Here is a 19,236-nt window from a genome sequence, read left to right on the forward strand (position 1 = left end):
CACCGGGCGGGGGATAGCCGCTCCCCGCCGGTGCCCCGGACAGTGGTGCGGTGGGTGGTTCGCCGGCCGACGACGAGCCGTACGGTGCCGACGGCGGGGTCGGCTCCGGCGGCGGTGCGCCGGAGTCCCCCGCTCCGGGAGGGCGAGGAGGTTCAGTCATGGACGTCACGGTAGGTCCCGGAGGCAAGGGCGCACCAGAGCGACATCGCCCGGGATGTCCGGCTGTTCGGCCGTGGTGGGTCGGATGTGCGGCGGGCCGCACCGGAGGTGGGTCGCTGATCATCGCGTCGACGGGTCGGCCGACGTAGACTGGCACTCGCTACAGTCGAGTGCCAGACGCCCGGCGGACGCCGTGCGCCGGGGCGGACGAGGTGCGTCAGGAGGTGGGGGACATGGGTCTCGACGACCGCAAGCTCGCCGTGCTGCGCGCGATCGTCGAGGACTACGTCGCCACGCAGGAACCGGTCGGCAGCAAGGCCCTGGTCGAGCGCCACCAGCTGGGCGTCTCCCCGGCGACCGTCCGCAACGACATGGCGGTGCTGGAGGAGGAGGGCTACATCCGGCAGCCGCACACCAGTGCCGGCCGGGTGCCCACCGACCGCGGCTACCGGCTCTTCGTCGACCGGCTCTCCCGGGTCAAGCCGCTCAGCCCCGCCGAGCGCCGGGCGATCGAGCGCTTCCTGGTCGGCGCGGTCGACCTGGACGACGTGGTGCACCGCACCGTCCGGCTGCTGGCCCAGCTCACCCGGCAGGTCGCCGTCGTGCAGTACCCGAGCCTGGCCCGCTCCAAGGTGCGCCACCTGGAGCTGGTGCCGATCTCCACCACCCGGCTGATGGTCGTCATGATCGCCGACACCGGCCGGGTCGAGCAGCGGCTGGTCGAGCTGCCCGGGCCGGTCGCCCCCGACGAGGTGACCGACCTGCGCCGGCTGGTCAACGAGAAGCTGGTCGGCAGCCGGCTCTCGGACACCCCGCCGCTCGTGCAGGCCCTCGTCGACGAGTCGACCCCGCAGCTGCGCCCGGCCATGGCCACGCTCTCCAGCGTCCTGCTGGAGACCCTGGTCGAACGGCACGAGGAGCGCATCGCGCTGGCCGGCACGGCCAACCTGACCCGGGGCGGCCTGCTCGACTTCCAGGGCTCGCTGCGCCCGATCCTCGAGGCGCTCGAGGAGGAGGTCGTGCTGCTCAAGCTGATCGGGGAGGCTGAACCGAGCACCACCCGGGTGCTCATCGGCGACGAGAACGAGATCGACAACCTGCGCGCCGCCTCGGTGGTCAGCACCGGATACGGCCCGGGCAGCACGATCGTGGGCGGTCTCGGCGTGCTCGGGCCGACCCGGATGGACTACCCCGGCAATATCGCCATGGTGAGGGCCGTGGCACGCTACGTGGGCGAGTTGCTGGCCCAGAACTGACCAGTCAGACCGACGGCCGGCTCCGGCCGACGACCGGCGCAACGCGAGACGAACATGAGGACACCGAACGCAGTGGCCAGGGACTACTACGGCATTCTCGGCGTGAGCCGGGACGCCTCCGACGACGAGATCAAGCGCGCCTACCGCAAGCTGGCGCGGCAGTTCCACCCGGACGTCAATCCGGACCCGGAGGCACAGGAGAAGTTCAAGGACATCAACGCCGCGTACGAGGTCCTCTCGGACGATCGGAAACGGCAGATCGTCGACCTGGGCGGCGACCCGCTGGCCCCGGGCGGCGGGGGCGCGGGTCCGGGTGGCCCGGGCGGCGCCGGCCCGTTCGTCGGCTTCCAGGACATCATGGACGCCTTCTTCGGCGGGGCGGCGGGCGGCAGCCGGGGCCCGCGGCCGCGTACCCGGCCGGGCGCCGACGCGATCCTGCGGCTGGAGCTGGACCTGAACGAGACGGCGTTCGGCGTCGAGGCGCCGATCACCGTCGACACCGCCGTGCTCTGCACCACCTGCTCCGGCGCGGGCACGGCGGCCGGCACCCACCTGGCCACCTGCGAGGCGTGCGGCGGCCGGGGCGAGGTGCAGTCGGTGCAGCGGACGTTCCTCGGCCAGGTGGTCTCCGCCCGGCCGTGCACGGTCTGCCAGGGCTACGGCACCACCATCCCGCACCCCTGCCCGACCTGCGCGGGCGACGGCCGGGTGCGCACCCGGCGCTCGCTCACCGTCAAGATCCCGGCGGGTGTCGAGGACGGCATGCGGATCCGGCTGGCCCAGCAGGGCGAGGTCGGTCCGGGCGGCGGCACCGCCGGCGACCTCTACGTGGAGATCCACGAGCGGCCGCACGACGTCTACTCCCGCAAGGGCGACGACCTGCACTGCCGGGTCACCGTGCCGATGACCGCGGCTGCGCTCGGCACCCGGCTGACCATCAAGACCCTCGACAGCGAGGAGACGGTCGACGTCAAGGCGGGCACCCAGCCGGGCAGCACCCTGCGGCTGCGCGCCCGGGGCGTGCCGCACCTGCGCGGCACCGGTCGGGGCGACCTCTACGTCCACCTCGACGTGCGGACCCCGACCAAGCTCGACGCCGACCAGGAGCGGATGCTGCGCGACTTCGCCAAGACCCGCGGCGAGGAGGTCGCCGAGCTGACCAAGCAGGGCGGGTTCTTCTCCCGGATGCGCGACGCCTTCAACGGGCACGCCTGAGGTGTCGGCGCCGCTGTTCCTGGTCGAGGCGCTGCCCACCGGTGACACGCTGACGCTGGACGGCCCCGAGGGACACCACGCGGCCACCGTGCAGCGCCTGCGCGTCGGCGAGGAACTGCTGCTCGCCGACGGGCGGGGCGGCACGGCCGGCGCGGTGGTCACCGCCGTCGGCAGGGGCACACTCGACCTCCGGGTCACCACCCGGGGGTACGCCGACGCGTCCGTCCCCCGCCTGGTCGTGGTGCAGGGCATCGCCAAGGGCGACCGGGGCGAGCTGGCCGTGCAGGCGATGACCGAGGTCGGCGTCGACGAGATCGTCCCCTGGGCGGCGTCCCGCTCGGTGACCCAGTGGCGCGGTGAGCGGGGCGTACGGGCCCGGGAGAAGTGGGCGGCCACCGCCCGGGAGGCGGCCAAGCAGGCCCGCCGCCCGTGGCTGCCGGTGGTGGCCGGGACGCCCGACGAGTCCACCACCACGGTGGCCCGGCGGATCTCCGGCGCGGCCGCCGCGTTCGTCCTGCACGAGGAGGCCGAGGACCGGCTGACCACCGCCGACCTGCCGGAGGCTGGCGAGATCGTGCTGGTGGTGGGTCCGGAGGGCGGCATCGCCTCCACCGAGCTGACCGCCTTCCGGGAGGCCGGCGCCCGCCCGGTCCGCCTGGGCCCGTCGGTCCTGCGCACGTCAACGGCCGGCGTGGCAGCCCTGACCGTCCTGTCCACCCGCCTGCACCGCTGGTAACCCACCCACCCCCTGTTGTTGATCAAGGAGTTTGCGTCCGGATCCGGCCGGGTTCCGACGCAAACCTCTTGATCAACGCGGCGGGGTGGGGTCAGGTGCGGAGGTAGGAGGCGCCGTTCAGGTCGACGATGGTGCCGGAGGCCCACTCGGCCTCGGGGCTGGCCAGCCAGTGCACCGCCGCGGCGATCTCCTCGGGGCGGGCCACCCGGTTGAACGGGGACTGGGCACGGATGGCGTCGCCCCGCTCGCCGCTGAGGTGGGTGGTGGTCATGTCGGTCGCCACGAAGCCCGGCGCGACCGTCGCCACCGCGATGCCGTACGGGGCCAGGGCCAGCGCCAGCGACTGACCGAGCGCGTTCAGCCCGGCCTTGCTCGCCCCGTACGCGGGCTGCTCCGGCTCGCCCCGGAAGGCGCCCCGGGACGACACGTTCACGATCCGGCCGCCCCGCTCGCGCATGTGCTGGGCGGCGCACCAGGTGGCGTTCGCGGCACCGGTCAGGTTGGTCTCCAGGACCAGCCGCCACTGCTCCTGCCACTGGTCGTACGTGTTCCCGAAGACCGGGTGGGGCAGGTCGCGCGGGCCGTAGACGCCCGCGTTGTTGACCAGGACGTCGAGGCCGCCCAGGCGCTGCGCCGCCTCGTCCACCATGGCCCGTACGGCGTCCGGGTCGGCCAGGTCGGCGCGGACCACCACGTGCCCGTCGCCGGGCAGCTCGGCCCGCAGCGCCTCGGCCAGCTCCGCCGAGTCCCGGTGGTGGACGGCCACCCGGTCCCCGCCCTCCGCGAACGCCCGCGCCACGGCGCGGCCGATGCCGCGCGAGGCCCCCGTCACCAGTACCGCCCGAGAAGTCACGCGGCACATCATGCCTCAGCGGCCCGGGCACGACTTACCATGCCCCGATGGGAACCGACTGCCTGTTCTGCCGGATCGTCACCGGGGAGATCCCGGCCACCATCGTCCGCGAGACCGCCACCACGCTGGCCTTCCGGGACATCGACCCGAAGGCGCCCACCCACGTGCTGGTGATCACGAAGGAGCACTACGCGGACGTGGCCACCCTGGCCCAGGGCGACCCGGGCCTGGCCGGTGAGCTGCTGGGCACCGCTGCCGTGGTGGCCGAGGAGGAGGGGCTGACGGTGGACGGCTTCCGGCTCATGTTCAACACCGGCCCGTACGGCGGCCAGGAGGTCTTCCACGTGCACGCGCATCTGCTGGGCGGCGCTCCGCTCGGCCCGATGCTCTGCCGCTGACGCGCTGCCTAGACTGCTCTCATGATCACGGTGCAGGACCGGCTCGGCCGGATGGTGCGGCAGGCGCAGGCCCACGGGCGGATCCCGGCGGTCTCGGCCGCCCTGCACCGGGCCGACCGGCCGCTCTGGACCTGCACGGTCGGCGGGACCGGCAACGACACGGCGCTCGCGCCGGAGTCGGTCTTCCGGATCGGCTCGGTCACCAAGACCTTCACGGCGGTGCTGGTCATGCAGTGCCGCGACGAGGGGCTCCTCGACCTGGACGACCCGATCGGGCGGCACCTCGACCTGCCGGCGCACGGCGAGCTGACCGTACGCCGGCTGTTGTCGCACACCGCGGGCCTGCAGCGCGAGCCGCACGGCGACGTCTGGGACAGCCTGCGCGCGCCCGACGTCAGCGAGCTGCTCGCCGACCTGGCCCGGGTGGAGCGGGTGCTGCCCAGCGGCCGCCGCTACCACTACTCCAACCTCGGCATGGCCCTGCTCGGCGAGGCGGTCGCCCGGCTGCGCGGGGGCACCTGGGCCGAGGTGCTGGCCGAGCGGCTGCTCGCCCCGCTCGGGCTGACCGCGACCGGCCCCACGCCGGGCGACCGGGCGGCCACCGGGTTCCTGGTCGACGCGTACTCCGACGAGGCCCGCCCGGAGCCGCCGACCCACTTCGGCGCGGTGGCCCCCGCCGCGCAGCTCTGGAGCACCGCGCCGGACATGGCCCGGTGGGCCGCCTTCCTGGCCGACCCGGCCGCGCTGGACCCGGCGGGCGCGGTGCTGGCGCCGGCCACCCTCGACGAGATGCGCTGGCCGCTGACCACCACCGACGAGACGCTCTGGGCGGGCGGCTTCGGCCTCGGGCTGATCCTCGTGCCGCAGCCGGAGCGGGTGCTGCACGTGGGGCACGACGGGGCCATGCCCGGTTTCCTGGCCGCCGTCTACGGCCGGCGCGGCGGCGACGGCACGGCCGGCGCGATGGGCTGCGCGGTGCTCGGTTCCTCCGGCACCGGTGTCGAGGTCTTCGAGCTGCCGCACCGGCTGCTCGCCGCCGCCGCCGAGCACGACCCGGCCGACGTCGAGCCGTGGCGGCCCGGCGCGCCCGCCCCGGAGCACCTGCGCGGCCTGCTGGGCCGCTGGTGGGGCGAGGGCTTCGAGTACGTCTTCTCCTGGCACGACGGGGCGTTGCGGGCCCGGGGCGCGGACGACCCGGCCGGCAAGCCGCCCGCGGTGTTCGCCCCGGTTCCGGACCGGCCGGACGTGTTCCGCACGGTCGCCGGCCGGGAGGTGGGTGAGCTGCTCCGGCTGACCCGGGACGAGCGCGGCGCGGTGGTCCGGCTGCACTGGGCGACGTACCGCTTCACCCGGCACCAGGAGACCTTCGAGGGGTACGACTTCCGCGCCGGGAACTGATCCCCCACCGCCGGAAATGGGCGAGGTGCGGGCGGTGTTGACCCGATACGATGGGAGTCACGACCGCCGCGCCAGCAGGGCCCGGCGCCGAGTTCGAGAGCAGGTGGCGTAGGGCCCGACGGGCCCGACCTATGACCGGCACCCCACCTCCCGGCCCGCCCCGGGTGCAGACCAGGATCACGGTCCCCGACCAGAAGATCATGGTGAACCTGCTCGGCGCGGGCGACGAGATCCTGCGGCTCGTCGAACGCTCGGTCAACAGTGACGTCCACGTGCGGGGCAACGAGATCACCATCACCGGCGCTCCCGCCGACAACGCCCTCGCCGAGCGACTCTTCAGCGAGTTGCTCGAACTGATCGAGAAAGGCGAGACCCTGACCACTGACGCAGTCCGGCGTACCGTCGGCATGCTCGAGCAGGGCGGCAGCGAGCGGCCCGCCGAGGTCCTGACGCTCAACATCCTCTCCCGGCGCGGTCGCACCATCCGTCCCAAGACCCTGGGCCAGAAGCGCTACGTGGACGCCATCGACGCCCACACCATCGTCTTCGGCATCGGGCCGGCGGGCACGGGCAAGACCTACCTGGCCATGGCGAAGGCCGTCCAGGCGCTCCAGGCCAAGCAGGTCAACCGCATCATCCTGACCCGGCCGGCGGTCGAGGCGGGTGAGCGGCTGGGCTTCCTGCCCGGCACCCTGAACGAGAAGATCGACCCCTACCTGCGCCCGCTCTACGACGCGCTGCACGACATGCTCGACCCGGAGTCGATCCCGAAGCTGATGGCCGCCGGCACCATCGAGGTGGCGCCGCTGGCCTACATGCGGGGCCGCACCCTCAACGACGCGTTCATCATCCTCGACGAGGCGCAGAACACCACGCCCGAGCAGATGAAGATGTTCCTCACCCGGCTCGGGTTCAACTCCAAGATCGTGGTCACCGGTGACGTCACCCAGGTCGACCTTCCCGGCGGGACGACGAGCGGCCTGCGGGTGGTCCGGGAGATCCTGGGCAACGTCGAGGACGTGCACTTCGCCCAGCTCTCCAGCTCCGACGTGGTGCGCCACAAGCTGGTGGGCGAGATCGTCGACGCGTACGCCCGCTGGGACGCCGAGCGGGAGAACCAGCAGGCGCAGAGCGTGCACGCCGTGCCCGGGCGGACCGCCCAGGGCGGCCGGGCCGGCCGACGCCGCTAATCCGACAGAGGAAGACAGTTGTCCATCGAGATCGCCAACGAGTCCGGCGCCGACGTCGACACCGACGCCGTGCTCGCCGTCGCCCGGCACGCCCTCGACGAGATGGGGGTCAACCCCCTCGCCGAGCTCTCCGTGCTGCTGGTCGACATCGAATACATGTCGGAGCTGAACCACCGCTGGATGGGTGGCGACGGCCCGACCGACGTGCTCGCCTTCCCCATGGACGAGGGCAGCGTCGACCACGGCCCGGGGGAGAGCTCCCCGGCCGGCGGTGAGCCGGCCCTGCTCGGCGACATCGTGCTCTGCCCGGAGGTGGCAGCCAAGCAGGCGGCCACCGCCGGGCACACCACCGCCGACGAGTTGCACCTGCTCACCGTGCACGGCGTGCTGCACCTGCTCGGCTACGACCACGCCGAGCCGGAGGAGGAGCGGGAGATGTTCGGTCTCCAGGCCCGGCTGCTGGCCAGCTGGCGGTCGACCCGATCGCAGTGATCACCACCCTGGCAGCCGGCGGCGCGCCCGCCGGCCTGCCCGATCTCACCCTCCTGGCCGTCGCGGCGGGGCTGGTGGTGCTCGCCGGCCTGATCGCGATGACCGAGGCCGCGCTGGCCGCCGTCTCGCCGGCCCGCGCCGCCGAGCTGGCCCGGGACGGCGCGCGCGGCGCGCGCACCCTCCAGGCGGTCGCCGGCGACGTGGTCCGCCACCTCAACCTGCTGCTCCTGCTCCGGCTGCTGGCCGAGCTGACCGCCACCACGCTGGTCGCGCTGGTCGCGGTGGACACCTTCGGCGCCGGCTGGCGGGCCGCCCTGGTCACCGCCGGGGCGATGGCCGTGGTCAGCTTCGTGGTGGTCGGCGTCGCGCCGCGCACCCTGGGCCGGCAGCACGCCTACGCGGTGGGCCGCGCGGTCGCGCCGCTGGTGCGCTGGCTGGGCCGGGCGCTCAACCCGCTGGCCTCGCTGCTCATCCTCATCGGCAACGCGGTTACCCCGGGGCGCGGCTTCCGCGAGGGGCCGTTCGCCACCCAGGTCGAGCTGCGTGAGCTGGTCGACCTGGCCGAGCAGCGCGGCGTCGTCGAGCACGGCGAGCGGCAGATGATCCACTCGGTCTTCGCGCTCGGCGACACCATCGCCCGTGAGGTGATGGTGCCCCGCACCGAGATGGTGTGGATAGAGGAGCGCAAGACCCTCGCGCAGGCGCTGGCGCTCTTCCTGCGCTCCGGCTTCTCCCGCATCCCGGTGATCGGCGAGAACGTCGACGACGTGCTCGGCGTGCTCTACCTCAAGGACCTGATCCGGCGGATCCAGGGCGCCCCCGAGGCCCGGCAGATGCCGGTGGCCGAGCTGATGCGCCCGGCGACTTTCGTGCCCGAGTCCAAGCCGGTCGACGACCTGCTCTCCGAGATGCAGGCGGCCCGCAACCACCTGGTCATCGTCGTGGACGAGTACGGCGGCACCGGCGGCCTCGTCACCATCGAGGACATCCTCGAGGAGATCGTCGGCGAGATCACCGACGAGTACGATGTCGAACGCCCGCCGGTCGAACGCCTGGCGGACGGGGCCGTGCGGGTGACCGCCCGGCTGCCGGTGGAGAATCTGGGCGAGCTGTTCGACACCGAACTGCCCACCGACGAGGTGGAGACGGTCGGTGGCCTGCTCGCCCAGGCGCTCGGCCGGGTGCCGATCCCCGGCTCCGGGGCCGAGGTGGCCGGGCTGCGGCTGATCGCCGAGGGCACCACCGGACGGCGCAACCGGATCGACACCGTGCTGGTCAGCCGGGTCGAGCCGGGCGACGCGCCGGACAGCGCGGGGCGCGGCGAGCAGGCCGATCCCCGTGGCAACCAGAACCGTTCCGAGGAGAGGCAACCCGCCGATGCCTGAGTCACCCGCCGTGCCGGCCGCCCGGCCCACCCCGTCCGACCCGGGCGAGCTGAACGCCGAGGACGGCAAGCTGGTCGTCCTGGCCCGGGGCGCGCGGGGCCGGGTGGGCGCCGTGGAGGGCGCGGCGGTCCGCGACCAGGACGGCCGGACGTACGCGGCGGCCAGCGTGGCGCTGCCGTCGCTGACCCTGACGGCGCTCCAGCTCGCGGTCGCCTCGGCGGTGGCCGCCGGCGCGAGCCGGCTGGAGGCGGCCGTCGTGGTGACCGAGGCCTCGACGCTGGACGGCGCGGGGCACGCCGCGGTGCGGGACCTGTCGGCCGACGCGCCGATCCACGTGGCCGCGCCGGACGGCACCGTCCTCGGCACGGTGGTCGAGTGACCCAGCTCCAGCAGCGTCCCTACCGGGCCGGCTTCGGCTGTTTCGTCGGGCGGCCGAACGCGGGCAAGTCGACGCTGACCAACGCGATCGTGGGCACCAAGATCGCGATCACCTCGAACAAGCCGCAGACCACCCGGCACATCATCCGGGCCGTGCTGCACCGGCCGGAGTCGCAGCTCGTGCTGGTCGACACCCCGGGCCTGCACCGCCCCCGCACGCTGCTCGGCGAGCGGCTGAACGACCTGGTCCGGGAGACCTGGAGCGAGGTCGACGTCATCGGCCTCTGCATCCCGGCGAACGAGCCGATCGGGCGGGGCGACCGGTTCATCACCGGCGAGCTGGCCAGCCTGCGGGCCACCGTGCTGGCCGTGGTCACCAAGACCGACCTGGTGGACAAGAAGCGGCTGGCCGAGCAGTTGCTCGCCGTGAGTGAGCTGGGCGAGTTCGCCGACGTGGTGCCGGTGAGCGCCGTCTCGGGCCATCAGGTGGACACGCTGGTCGACGTGATGACGGGCTACCTGCCGGAGTCGCCGCAGCTCTACCCGGACGACATGCTCACCGACGACCCGGAGCAGGTGCTCGTGGCCGAGCTGGTCCGGGAGGCCGCCCTGGAGGGGGTCCGGGACGAGCTGCCGCACTCCATCGCCGTCGTGGTCGAGGAGATGATCCCCGAGGGCGGCGTCACGAAGATCTACGCCGACGTGTACGTCGAGCGACCGAGCCAGAAGGCGATCGTGATCGGTCACCGGGGCAGCCGGCTCAAGCAGGTCGGGATCACCGCCCGGCGGCAGATCGAGGAGCTGCTCGGCACCCGGGTCTACCTGGACCTGCACGTCCGGGTCGCGAAGGACTGGCAGCGCGACCCGAAGCAGCTGCGCAAGCTCGGCTTCTGACCCCGTACGCCCACCGCCGGTCCCGGCTTCCCGGGGCCGGCGGTTCGCGTTGCGGCTGCTGCCGGGATGGTCCGGATCGGTCTGCTTTATGGAATGTTTCACTTTTGACCCCGCCCCGCGCACCGTTTCGTCCGGGCGGATCGGAGGGTAGGGAGGCCTTAGCCCCCGCCCCCGACGCCCCGCGAGCTGATGCGAAACCGATATCTCGACCTGCTCCGCTTCCTGGCCATCGTTCGAGTCGTCGTCTACCACGTCACTGGATGGGCGACGCTGACCCTCATCTTCCCGGCCATGTCGGTGATGTTCGCGCTCGCGGGCTCGCTGATGGCTGCGTCGCTGGACCGGAGCGGCGTGCCGGCCGTGGGGCGGCGACTGCGCCGGCTCCTGCCGTCGCTGTGGGTGCTCGCCGCGGTCTTCGTGCCGGCCATGCTGCTCACCGGGCTGCCGCTCACCCCGAAGGTGCTGCTCTGGCTCTTCCCGGTCAGCGACCCGCCGGCCAACTACTGGGGCGGCCTCGCGCTGAGCCCCATCTGGTATCTGCGGGACTACCTCTGGTTCGTGCTGGCCTCGCCGCTGGCCCTCTGGCTGTTCCGCCGGGCACCCCTGCGCACCCTGCTGGCCCCGTACGCGCTGCTCGCCGCCATCGAGTTCGGCGTGCTGGCGAACCCGCCGACCGTGCTGCGCGAGTTCGGCCTGTACTTCGGGGCCTGGCTGCTCGGCTTCGCCCACCACGACGGCCTGCTGCGCCGCACGGCCGACCGGGTGCTCGTCCCGCTCGCGCTCGCCCTCGGCGCGGCCGGGCTGGGCTGGATCTTCACGCACCCCGGCCCGCGCGGCCACGACCTGAACGACATCCACCTGGGCAACGCGCTCTGGTCGGCGGCGTTCATCCTGGTGGCGATCGGCCGGGCGCCGGCCGGTGCGGCCTGGGTCGACCGCACCCCGGTGCTGGGCCGGGTGCTCACCGTGCTGAACCGGCGCGCGCTGACGGTCTACCTCTGGCACATGCCGTTCGTGGTGGCGCTCACCCCGCTGGTCGACGTGGTCGGCTGGTCGCACCAGGACCTGCTGGGGCTGGCGATCCGGGTGGCGCTGGTGTTCGCGCTGGTCGGCGTGGTGACCCTGCTGGTCGGCTGGGTCGAGGACCTGGCCGCCCGGCGTACCCCGGAACTGGTGCCGGGCCGCCCCCGGCGGACCGTGGCCGATCGGGCGGCGGCCGCGCCGGCCAGCCCGGCCCCCGCCGGCGCCGAACTGGCGGTCGCCGGCGCCCGGGTGCCGGGCCCGCGCCGCGCGCCGGAACGGTCCGGCCGCACCCCGGGCTGACCCCGGCCGGCCTCAGCGCTGGTTGACCGTCACGTTGCCGCTGCTGGCGGAGACGTCGAGCAGCAGGGACGCGCCGGCGTCGTTCGGCACGGCGAGATTGGTGTCGCCGGACTTCGCGTCCGCCCGCACCCGGTAGCGGCCCTCGGGCACGGTCAGGTCGATGTCGCCGCTGGTCGCGTGCAACCGGGCCGCGGCCGGCTTGTCCAGCTCGATGCTGACGTTGCCCGAGGTGGCCTCCGCGTCCACCCCGGCGGCGAGCCGGCGGGCGCTGATGTCGCCGGAGGAGGCGCGCAGCCGGACCGGGCCGGTCGCGTCGACCACCTCGATGTTCCCCGAGGTGGTGGTGGCGCGGACCTCGCCACGGGCCTCGGTCACGTTGATGTCCCCGGAGTTCAGGGTGAAGTCCACCGGGCCGACGCGGTGCAGCAGAACGTTCCCGGAGTTGGCGTCGCCGCGCACCGTCACCCCCTCGGGGGCGGTCACCTCCCAGGAGACCGTGCACCGGGAGCCGCAGTCGCTGGGCAGCAGCAGCTCGTCGCCCTTGATCTCGTAGCGGCTGTCGGGCTCCCCGCCCTGGTAGCGGACGATCCGCTTGATCCGCACCTGGTCGGCCGGGCCGGTGGCCCGGATCGTGACGTCACCCGCGCCGCCGGCCGGCACGGTGATCTTGGTGATCTTCACCTGCTCGGTCTGGTCGTAGTCGAGGCGGCGGAACGACAGGGTGTCGCACCCGGCGAGGACGATCAGGGAGGCGGCCGCGGCGGCGGCCACGGCGGTCCGGTGCAGAGCCATGGCCAGGACGCTACGGCCGACCCCGCGGGCGGCGCATCCGGGATCGACCGCCGATCCACCCCGAGGAGACCCTGAGATCGCACCCCGAGGGAGAATGGACCGATGGCCGGATACCGCCGACAGCTCTACCGCGACGACGCGGTGGTGCTGCGCGTGCAGAAGCTGGGGGAGTCCGACCGGATCATCACCCTGCTCACCCGCCGGCACGGCCGGCTCCGCGCGGTGGCCCGGGGCGTCCGCCGGACCACCAGCAAGTTCGGCGCCCGGCTGGAGCCGTTCGGGCACGTCGACCTCCAGCTCGCCGGCGACCCCAAGGGCAACCACGGCAGCTCGCTGCACACCATCAGCCAGGCCGAGGGGATCGACCTCTACGGCAAGCGGTTCCTCGGCGACTACCCCCGCTACACGGCGGCCAGCGCCATCGCCGAGACCGCCGAGCGGCTCACCCCGATCGAGCGGGAGCCCTCGCTGCGGCTGTTCCAGCTCACCCTCGGCGCGCTGCGCTCGCTGGCCACCGGCGAGCACGCCACCACCCTGGTGCTCGACGCCTACCTGCTGCGCGGCATGGCCTTCGCCGGCTGGGCACCGGCGCTGACCGCCTGCGCGGTGTGCGGCACCCCGGGACGGCACCGGGCGTTCTCCGTGCCGGCCGGTGGCGCGGTCTGCCCGGACTGCCGGCCCCCGGGCGCCGCCCACCCCGCCCCGGCGACCATCGCGCTGATGTCCGCGCTGACCACCGGCGACTGGGTGTACGCCGACGCCACCGAGACCGGCGTGCGCCGCGAGTGCAGCGGCCTGGTCGCGGCGCACCTCCAGTGGCACCTGGAACGCGCGCTACGCTCGCTGCCGCTGGTCGACCGGGGTGCCCCGGCGTCCGGCGCGGTCCCGCCGCCCGGCGGCGCGGGGCCGGGTGTGGTCCCGCCGCGCACCGGCGCCGGGCCCGCCGCCGCTGGTGTGAACAGGGAGATTACCGAGTGATCCGATCGATGAGGGCCGGCCGGCGCGAGCCGGTGCCACCGACTCCGCACCCCTCCGGCGCCCGCCCGCCGGCCCTGCCGGCCGAGGCGCTGCCGAAGCATGTCGCCGTGGTGATGGACGGCAACGGCCGCTGGGCCAAGGAGCGCGGGCTGCCCCGGACCAAGGGTCACGAGCAGGGCGAGCACAGCCTGTTCGACACCATCGAGGGCGCCATCGAGCTGGGCATCCCCTACCTGTCGGCGTACGCCTTCTCCACGGAGAACTGGCGCCGCTCGCCCGACGAGGTCCGCTTCCTCATGGGCTTCAACCGGGACGTCATCCGGCGGCGCCGGGACCAGCTCGTCGACCTGGGCGTGCGGGTGGTCTGGTCCGGTCGGGCCGGGCGGCTCTGGAAGAGCGTCATCTCCGAGCTGCAGACCGCCGAGGAGATGTCCCGGGGCAACTCGACGCTGACCCTCCAGTTCTGCGTCAACTACGGCGGTCAGGCGGAGATCGCCGACGCCGCCGCCGCGATCGCCCGTGACGCGGCCGCCGGCCGGCTCGACCCGGGCAAGGTCACCGAGAAGACCATCGGGAAATACCTCTACCACCCGGAGGTCCCCGAGGTGGACCTCTTCCTCCGCCCCTCCGGGGAGCAGCGCACCTCCAACTTCCTGCTCTGGCAGAGCGCCTACGCGGAGCTGGTCTTCCTCGACACCCTCTGGCCGGACTTCGACCGCCGGCACCTCTGGTACGCCTGCGAGCTCTACGCGCAGCGGGACCGCCGCTTCGGCGGCGCGCTGCCCAACCCGGTGGCCCCCGGGGCCTGAGGTCGCGCTTACCGACGCCGCCCGCTGGGTATCAATCCGACAGCAGGCAGATTGCGGAGGTGAACCCACATGATTCAGAAGCGGATTGCCCAGTGGGCGGTCATGGCGGTCGCCGTGCCGCTCGCGGCGGCCGGCGCGCGCCGGCTCAGCCACACCCTGGAGGCCCGTCGCGGCCCGACCGGGGTGAGCCGACTGCTCACCAAGGGCGCCGACATGCTGCGGCCCCAGAAGGCCAAGCGCCGTCGGTTCTGGTGACGTCCACGGCCCGCCGCGACGCTGCGGCGGGTCGTGTCGCGGGCGCCCCGCATCCGGCTTTCCGGCCGGGAGCGGGGCGCCCGCGCGTACGATCGGCGCAGGGCGCGCCGCCGGGACGCGCCCGCCACGGGGGTGGAGGATGCGCGATCTCCGGTACGAGATGACGGCCGCCCTGGCCGGCGCCGACCTGGCCGAACCGGCTCAGCGGGAACGGATCGCCGACCTCTGCGCCGGGGTGGCCGAACGCTGGTGCGCCGACCTCGGCCACACGCCGGCCGTGCGGGCCGGCGAGATCGGCGAGCTGGCCCAGGGTGAGCCGGCCGCCGGCTGGGCGCCCACGGCGCCCGAGGCCGCCGAACGGGCCTGGTGAGGCTCACCCCTCCACTTCGGAGCGGTCACCCGCCCAGAGCGTGTGGAACGACCCCTCCCGGTCCACCCGGTGGTAGGTGTGCGCGCCGAAGTTGTCCCGCAGCCCCTGGATGAGCGCGGCCGGCAGCCGCTCGGCGCGCAACGCGTCGAAATACGCGAGCGACGACGAGAAGGCCGGGGTGGGCACGCCCGCCCGGGCCGCGTCGGCCACCACCCGCCGCCAGGCCGGGACCCCCGCGCCGACCCGGTCGGCGAACCACGGGGCGACCAGCAGGGTGGGCAGGTCCCGCTCCGTGTCGTACGCCTCCCGTATCCGGTCCAGGAAACGGGCCCGGATGATGCAGCCGCCCCGCCAGATGGTGGCGGTGCCGCCCAGGTCGATGTCCCAGTCGTACTCCCGGCTGCCGGCACGGATGTGGTCGAAGCCCTGCGCGTACGCGACGATCTTGCTGGCCAGCAGCGCCCGGCGGACGTCCTCGACGAAGGTGTCCCGGTCGTCCACCTGCCACTTCTCGCCCGCGTCAGGGAACGCGCGGCGGGCGGCGGCCCGCTGGTCGGCGTGCCCGGAGAGCGACCGCGCGAAGGTGGCCTCGGCGATGCCGGTGATCGGGATGCCGAGGTCCAGCGCGCTCTGCACGGTCCACCGGCCGGTGCCCTTCTGCTCGGCCTGGTCGAGCACCACGTCCACGAACGGCCGGCCGGTCGCCGCGTCGGTGTGCCCGAGCACCTCGGCGGTGATCTCGATGAGGAAGGACTCCAGCTCGCCGCCGTTCCACTCCCGGAAGATCTCCGCGATCTCCGCCGGGCTCGCCGACAGGCCGGCCCGCAGCAGGTCGTACGCCTCGGCGATGAGCTGCATGTCCGCGTACTCGATGCCGTTGTGGACCATCTTCACGAAGTGGCCGGCGCCGTCCGGCCCGATGTGCCGGCAGCACGGGACGCCGTCGACCTGGGCGGCGATCCGCTCGAAGATCGGGCCGAGCTTCCGGTAGGACTCGGCCGAGCCGCCCGGCATGATGCTCGGCCCGCGCAGCGCGCCCTCCTCGCCGCCGGAGACGCCGGTGCCGACGAAGTGCAGCCCGTGCCCGCGCAGCGCCTCCTCCCGGCGGCGGGTGTCGGCGAAGTGCGCGTTGCCGCAGTCGACGACGATGTCCCCCTCCTCCAGCAACGGGACCAGTTCGTCGATCACCGCGTCGGTGGGGGCGCCGGCCTTCACCATGACGATCACGGCGCGGGGGCGTTCCAGCGAGCCCACGAAGTCGGCGAGGGACTCCGCCGGCACGAACGTGCCCTCGTCGCCGTGCTCGGCCACCAGGCTGCGGGTGCGCTCCGGCGAGCGGTTGTGCACCGCCACGGTGAAGCCGTTGCGGGCCAGGTTCCGGGCCAGGTTGCGGCCCATCACCGCCAGACCGGTGACCCCGATCTGCGCCGTCGCCTGCTGTGCCATGCGTACCGCCACCCCTCGTCTCCGGTGCCCGTGCTGCGACCGTATCGCGGTCGGTGCGGGGGCGGGCCGGGACATCGACGGTGGGTGAAGACGCGGTGGCGGTGGGTCCTGGCCGGGTCCGTGTCCGTAATTCGGGTGCGGGGCGGCGCGGCGGTGGGTTAGCGTGCGGTCATGCGTAACTGACGCCCACCTCTCGAAGGCCCGGTCCACCGTGCGTACCGCCGTGGATCGTGCGCCCCGGGCGTCCGCATCCTCCGCGCCACCGTCGGTGGTGGCGTCGCGTGCCTCGTCGGACCCGCCCGGGTGTTCCCCGCTCGCCGTGCCCACGGGTGCCCGACAGTCAGGAGGCAGCGTATGCCCGCCAAGCGCAGTCCGAAGAAGTCCCACAAGCCCGCGCCGTCCCCGGTGGACCTCACCCCGCCGGATCTCGACGCGCTCACCGTGGCGCCCGCCGAGCCGGTGGCCCTGCCCGGCCGCGCCGACACGCCACCGCCGCCGAAGGCCGGCCCGCCGGCCGGCCGGGACGCCCGGCTCGCCGGGCGCAGCCAGCGCGCCGGTCAGACCCGGTTCTACGCCTTCCGGCGCAGCTGACCGGGATCGGGGTGTCGCGGCACGGCCATGCCGCGACACCCCCGGTCCGCTGCCGGGCTGGGGTCTCGTGGCCGGTCAGCCGATCAGTGGGCGGAACGTGCCGAGCGCGACGCTGGCCGCCAGCGCCGCGCCGGCCAGCACCGCCGCCGCGGCGACCAGCAGGGCGTCCGCCCGGGTGAAGCGCTGCCGCCGGGCGACCGTGCGCGGGGTCCCGGCGTCGAAGCCCCGGGCGTCCATGGCGACGGCCAGCCGGGTGCCCCGCCGAATGGCACCGACCAGCAGCGCGAACGCCGTCGACCCGAACAGCCGCAGCCTGGCCACCGGGTTGCGGCCGGCGTCCACGCCCCGGGCCCGGCGGGCCATGCTGATCATCCGCCACTCCTCCTCCAGCAGCGGTACCAGCCGGAACGCGGCCAGCGCGCCGATGGCGAACCGGGCGGGCGCCTTCGCGTTCTGGATCAGCGCGTCGGCCAGGTCGGTGGGATCGGTGGTCGCGAAGACCAGGATCCCGGGCAGCGCCACGGCGAGCATCCGCAGCACCAGGCCCAGCGCGGTGACCAGCACGCCCTCGGTGACCAGGACCGGGCCGGCCTCGACCAGCACGCGGCCGGAGCGGTCGGCGGCGAAGAGCACCAGCGTGACGAGGATGCCGGCGGCCCCCGCCAGCAGCGGCCAGGCCCGCCGGGCCAGCACCCGGTAGCGGACGCCGAACAGCGGCAGCACCGCCAGCTCGACGGCGATGGCGATGGCCGGCGCCACCGGGTCGAGGGTGGCCACCAGGATCAGGGTGAAGACCAGCGCGGCGGCCAGCTTCGCCACCGGGTTGCGCCGCGCCAGCGGCGCCCCGGCCGCGGCAACCGGCTCCACGCCGATCATCGCCATTCCCGGGCGACGGTGCGGCCCCGGCCGGTGGGCACCAGCGGCGCTCCGGGGTGCCGGGGCGATCGGGGGCCGGCGGGCGTCATCGGCGCTCCAGGGTGACGGTCCGGTCGGCCAGTGCGGCGACGAAGTCGGCGTCGTGCGTGACCGCGACGACGCCGTGGCCGGCGTCGCGCAGGTCGGCGAGGAGGTCGACCAGCTCCCGCCAGGTCCGCCGGTCCTGGCCGAAGGTGGGTTCGTCGCAGATCAGCAGGCGGGGCGCGGTGGCCAGGGCGGTCGCCACGCTCAGCCGCCGCGCCTCGCCGCCCGAGAGGGTGTACGGGTTGGCGCCCGCCAGCCGGTCCAGCCGCAGCCGCTCCAGCAGCGCGTCCACGGTGGCCGTCACGGCCGCCTCGGGCTGCCCGGTGCGGCGCGGGCCCAGGGCCAGCTCGTCCCGGACGGTGCTCGTGACGAACTGGTGTTCCGGGTCCTGGAAGACCGAGCCGATCCGGCCGGCCAGGGCGGGCGCCCGCCAGCGGTGCGGGGGAGTGCGCGCGTCCCGGCCGGCGAGGGCGTGGGTGGCGGCGACGGTGCCGGTGCCGGGGCGCAGCAGGCCGCCGAGGAGCAGGGCCAGGGTGGATTTGCCGGCGCCGTTCGGGCCGAGCACGGCCAGCGCCTCGCCGGCGCGTACCGCCAGGTCGGTGGGGGCCAGCCGGGGCGGCAGGCCGAGCCGGCCGGCGGTGAGCAGCAGGTCCCCGGGCGGGGCCGTGGCGTGCCGGGGCGGCACGGTGCGGCCGGGCACCCAGACCCCGGCGGCGGCGAGGGCGTCGCCGTGCGCGGCGAAGACCGCCTGGGGTGGCCCGTCGGCGCGTACCCCGCCGCCGGGCTCCAGCACGACGACCCGGTCGACCAGCGGCAGCGCTTCGGCGACCCGGTGCTCGACGAGGATCAGCGTGGTGGCCGCGTCGAGGGCGTCCGCGACGGCCCGCCGGATCAGGTCGGCGCCGGCCGGGTCGAGGTTGGCGGTCGGCTCGTCGAGCAGCAGGAGCCCCGGCCGCAGGGCGAGCGTCCCGGCCAGCGCGAGCCGCTGCTGCTCGCCCCCGCTCAGGGCACCGGTGGGCCGGTCCCGGTCGTACGGGAAGCCGACCCGGCGCAGCGCCTCGTCCACCCGGGGCCAGATCTCCCCGGCGGGTACGCCCCGGTTCTCCAGCCCGAACGCGACGTCGTCACCGCAGCGGGCCATCACGAGCTGGGTCTCCGGGTCCTGGAAGACGATGCCGACCCGTTCCCGGGCCTTGCGCGGGTCGAGCCCGTCGATCTCGACGGTGCCCTCCTGCTCGCCGGAGTCCTCGGGCAGCAGCCCGGCCAGCGCGGCGAGCAGCGTGCTCTTGCCCGCCCCCGACGCCCCCAGCAGCAACACCCGCTCGCCAACCTCAATGCGCAGGTCCACCCCGCGGACG

21 protein-coding genes are annotated in these 19,236 nt (G+C 74.4%); 16 read left to right on the top strand and 5 right to left on the bottom strand.

Annotation, left to right across the window (positions count from 1 at the left end; genetic code table 11):
* Positions 1–392: 392 nt before the first annotated feature.
* From hrcA to F8274_RS21240, 3 genes are all read left to right on the top strand, one after another.
* Positions 393–1,415: a heat-inducible transcriptional repressor HrcA gene (gene hrcA / locus F8274_RS21230; protein WP_151464126.1), complete on the top strand. Its 1,023-nt coding sequence runs from the start codon at positions 393–395 to the stop codon at positions 1,413–1,415.
* 72 nt (positions 1,416–1,487) lie between these two features.
* A complete protein-coding gene (gene dnaJ / locus F8274_RS21235; protein WP_192579915.1) occupies positions 1,488–2,630 on the top strand; it encodes a molecular chaperone DnaJ in 1,143 nt (380 codons plus the stop codon).
* Between the two features lies 1 nt (position 2,631).
* Positions 2,632–3,366, top strand: coding sequence for a 16S rRNA (uracil(1498)-N(3))-methyltransferase (locus tag F8274_RS21240; RefSeq protein WP_151464128.1), 735 nt, complete (start codon positions 2,632–2,634; stop codon positions 3,364–3,366).
* 91 nt (positions 3,367–3,457) lie between these two features.
* On the opposite strand, the gene F8274_RS21245 is transcribed toward F8274_RS21240, so the two are convergent.
* The gene (locus F8274_RS21245; RefSeq protein WP_151464129.1) at positions 3,458–4,219 is read right to left on the bottom strand and encodes an SDR family NAD(P)-dependent oxidoreductase; all 762 of its coding nucleotides are present in this window, start codon (positions 4,217–4,219) and stop codon (positions 3,458–3,460) included.
* Positions 4,220–4,266: 47 nt separating this feature from the next.
* On the opposite strand from F8274_RS21245, the gene F8274_RS21250 reads away from it, so the two are divergent.
* The 8 genes from F8274_RS21250 (at position 4,267) to F8274_RS21285 (ending at position 11,677) form a co-directional block, all read left to right on the top strand.
* Entirely contained in the window at positions 4,267–4,617 is a 351-nt protein-coding gene (locus F8274_RS21250; protein WP_151464130.1) for a histidine triad nucleotide-binding protein, read from the top strand.
* 21 nt (positions 4,618–4,638) lie between these two features.
* Positions 4,639–6,015: a serine hydrolase gene (locus F8274_RS21255; protein ID WP_151464131.1), complete on the top strand. Its 1,377-nt coding sequence runs from the start codon at positions 4,639–4,641 to the stop codon at positions 6,013–6,015.
* 131 nt (positions 6,016–6,146) lie between these two features.
* Complete coding sequence (locus F8274_RS21260) at positions 6,147–7,205, top strand: PhoH family protein (protein WP_091269927.1); 1,059 nt, start codon at positions 6,147–6,149, stop codon at positions 7,203–7,205.
* Positions 7,206–7,223: 18 nt separating this feature from the next.
* A complete protein-coding gene (gene ybeY, locus F8274_RS21265) occupies positions 7,224–7,697 on the top strand; it encodes an rRNA maturation RNase YbeY (RefSeq protein ID WP_151464132.1) in 474 nt (157 codons plus the stop codon).
* Positions 7,697–9,082, top strand: coding sequence for a hemolysin family protein (locus F8274_RS21270; protein ID WP_370518258.1), 1,386 nt, complete (start codon positions 7,697–7,699; stop codon positions 9,080–9,082). Before ybeY ends, F8274_RS21270 begins: the two co-directional genes overlap by 1 nt.
* A complete protein-coding gene (locus F8274_RS21275; protein WP_151464134.1) occupies positions 9,075–9,461 on the top strand; it encodes a cytidine deaminase in 387 nt (128 codons plus the stop codon). Before F8274_RS21270 ends, F8274_RS21275 begins: the two co-directional genes overlap by 8 nt.
* Positions 9,458–10,354 carry a GTPase Era gene (gene era / locus F8274_RS21280; RefSeq protein WP_151464135.1) on the top strand — a complete coding sequence of 299 codons (897 nt, stop codon included), beginning with the start codon at positions 9,458–9,460 and terminating at the stop codon, positions 10,352–10,354. The genes F8274_RS21275 and era overlap by 4 nt, the downstream gene beginning before the upstream one ends.
* Positions 10,355–10,543: 189 nt before the next feature.
* Positions 10,544–11,677, top strand: a complete 1,134-nt coding sequence (locus tag F8274_RS21285) for an acyltransferase (RefSeq protein ID WP_151464136.1) — start codon at positions 10,544–10,546, stop codon at positions 11,675–11,677.
* Positions 11,678–11,689: 12 nt separating this feature from the next.
* Here the strand turns inward: F8274_RS21285 and F8274_RS21290 are convergent, their stop codons facing one another.
* Complete coding sequence (locus tag F8274_RS21290; RefSeq protein ID WP_151464137.1) at positions 11,690–12,469, bottom strand: DUF4097 family beta strand repeat-containing protein; 780 nt, start codon at positions 12,467–12,469, stop codon at positions 11,690–11,692.
* A 102-nt stretch (positions 12,470–12,571) separates the two neighbouring features.
* On the opposite strand from F8274_RS21290, the gene recO reads away from it, so the two are divergent.
* From recO to F8274_RS21310, 4 genes are all read left to right on the top strand, one after another.
* Positions 12,572–13,447, top strand: a complete 876-nt coding sequence (gene recO, locus F8274_RS21295; protein ID WP_151464138.1) for a DNA repair protein RecO — start codon at positions 12,572–12,574, stop codon at positions 13,445–13,447.
* A gap of 8 nt (positions 13,448–13,455) precedes the next feature.
* Complete coding sequence (locus F8274_RS21300; RefSeq protein WP_151464144.1) at positions 13,456–14,256, top strand: isoprenyl transferase; 801 nt, start codon at positions 13,456–13,458, stop codon at positions 14,254–14,256.
* 69 nt (positions 14,257–14,325) lie between these two features.
* Positions 14,326–14,511 (top strand): hypothetical protein, encoded by a 186-nt coding sequence (locus F8274_RS21305; RefSeq protein ID WP_091269936.1) that lies wholly within the window; start codon positions 14,326–14,328, stop codon positions 14,509–14,511.
* Positions 14,512–14,650: 139 nt separating this feature from the next.
* Positions 14,651–14,881: a thioredoxin reductase gene (locus F8274_RS21310; protein ID WP_151464139.1), complete on the top strand. Its 231-nt coding sequence runs from the start codon at positions 14,651–14,653 to the stop codon at positions 14,879–14,881.
* Positions 14,882–14,884: 3 nt separating this feature from the next.
* On the opposite strand, the gene gndA is transcribed toward F8274_RS21310, so the two are convergent.
* Positions 14,885–16,327, bottom strand: a complete 1,443-nt coding sequence (gndA, locus tag F8274_RS21315; RefSeq protein WP_151464140.1) for an NADP-dependent phosphogluconate dehydrogenase — start codon at positions 16,325–16,327, stop codon at positions 14,885–14,887.
* Between the two features lie 354 nt (positions 16,328–16,681).
* On the opposite strand from gndA, the gene F8274_RS21320 reads away from it, so the two are divergent.
* Positions 16,682–16,918 carry a hypothetical protein gene (locus F8274_RS21320; RefSeq protein WP_151464141.1) on the top strand — a complete coding sequence of 79 codons (237 nt, stop codon included), beginning with the start codon at positions 16,682–16,684 and terminating at the stop codon, positions 16,916–16,918.
* Positions 16,919–16,993: 75 nt separating this feature from the next.
* On the opposite strand, the gene F8274_RS21325 is transcribed toward F8274_RS21320, so the two are convergent.
* Together F8274_RS21325 and F8274_RS21330 are read right to left on the bottom strand one after the other, a co-directional pair.
* Positions 16,994–17,794 (bottom strand): energy-coupling factor transporter transmembrane protein EcfT, encoded by an 801-nt coding sequence (locus tag F8274_RS21325; protein ID WP_151464142.1) that lies wholly within the window; start codon positions 17,792–17,794, stop codon positions 16,994–16,996.
* Between the two features lie 85 nt (positions 17,795–17,879).
* On the bottom strand, positions 17,880–19,236 hold a 1,357-nt coding region (locus F8274_RS21330), incomplete at its 5' end, for an ABC transporter ATP-binding protein (RefSeq protein ID WP_151464143.1).

The organism is Micromonospora sp. AMSO31t (genome assembly GCF_008868175.1).
Taxonomy (GTDB): Bacteria; Actinomycetota; Actinomycetes; order Mycobacteriales; family Micromonosporaceae; genus Micromonospora.

Bases quoted from the DNA above. Each gene is read 5' to 3' on its own strand.
- hrcA (WP_151464126.1), top strand. From the start codon at position 393: ATGGGTCTCGACGACCGCAAGCTCGCCGTGCTGCGCGCGATCGTCGAG.
- F8274_RS21250 (WP_151464130.1), top strand. From the start codon at position 4,267: ATGGGAACCGACTGCCTGTTCTGCCGGATCGTCACCGGGGAGATCCCG.
- F8274_RS21255 (WP_151464131.1), top strand. From the start codon at position 4,639: ATGATCACGGTGCAGGACCGGCTCGGCCGGATGGTGCGGCAGGCGCAG.
- F8274_RS21260 (WP_091269927.1), top strand. From the start codon at position 6,147: ATGACCGGCACCCCACCTCCCGGCCCGCCCCGGGTGCAGACCAGGATC.
- F8274_RS21275 (WP_151464134.1), top strand. From the start codon at position 9,075: ATGCCTGAGTCACCCGCCGTGCCGGCCGCCCGGCCCACCCCGTCCGAC.
- F8274_RS21285 (WP_151464136.1), top strand. From the start codon at position 10,544: ATGCGAAACCGATATCTCGACCTGCTCCGCTTCCTGGCCATCGTTCGA.
- F8274_RS21290 (WP_151464137.1), bottom strand. From the start codon at position 12,469: ATGGCTCTGCACCGGACCGCCGTGGCCGCCGCCGCGGCCGCCTCCCTG.
- recO (WP_151464138.1), top strand. From the start codon at position 12,572: ATGGCCGGATACCGCCGACAGCTCTACCGCGACGACGCGGTGGTGCTG.
- F8274_RS21300 (WP_151464144.1), top strand. From the start codon at position 13,456: ATGAGGGCCGGCCGGCGCGAGCCGGTGCCACCGACTCCGCACCCCTCC.
- F8274_RS21305 (WP_091269936.1), top strand. From the start codon at position 14,326: ATGATTCAGAAGCGGATTGCCCAGTGGGCGGTCATGGCGGTCGCCGTG.
- F8274_RS21310 (WP_151464139.1), top strand. From the start codon at position 14,651: ATGCGCGATCTCCGGTACGAGATGACGGCCGCCCTGGCCGGCGCCGAC.
- gndA (WP_151464140.1), bottom strand. From the start codon at position 16,327: ATGGCACAGCAGGCGACGGCGCAGATCGGGGTCACCGGTCTGGCGGTG.
- F8274_RS21320 (WP_151464141.1), top strand. From the start codon at position 16,682: ATGCCCGCCAAGCGCAGTCCGAAGAAGTCCCACAAGCCCGCGCCGTCC.
- F8274_RS21325 (WP_151464142.1), bottom strand. From the start codon at position 17,794: ATGATCGGCGTGGAGCCGGTTGCCGCGGCCGGGGCGCCGCTGGCGCGG.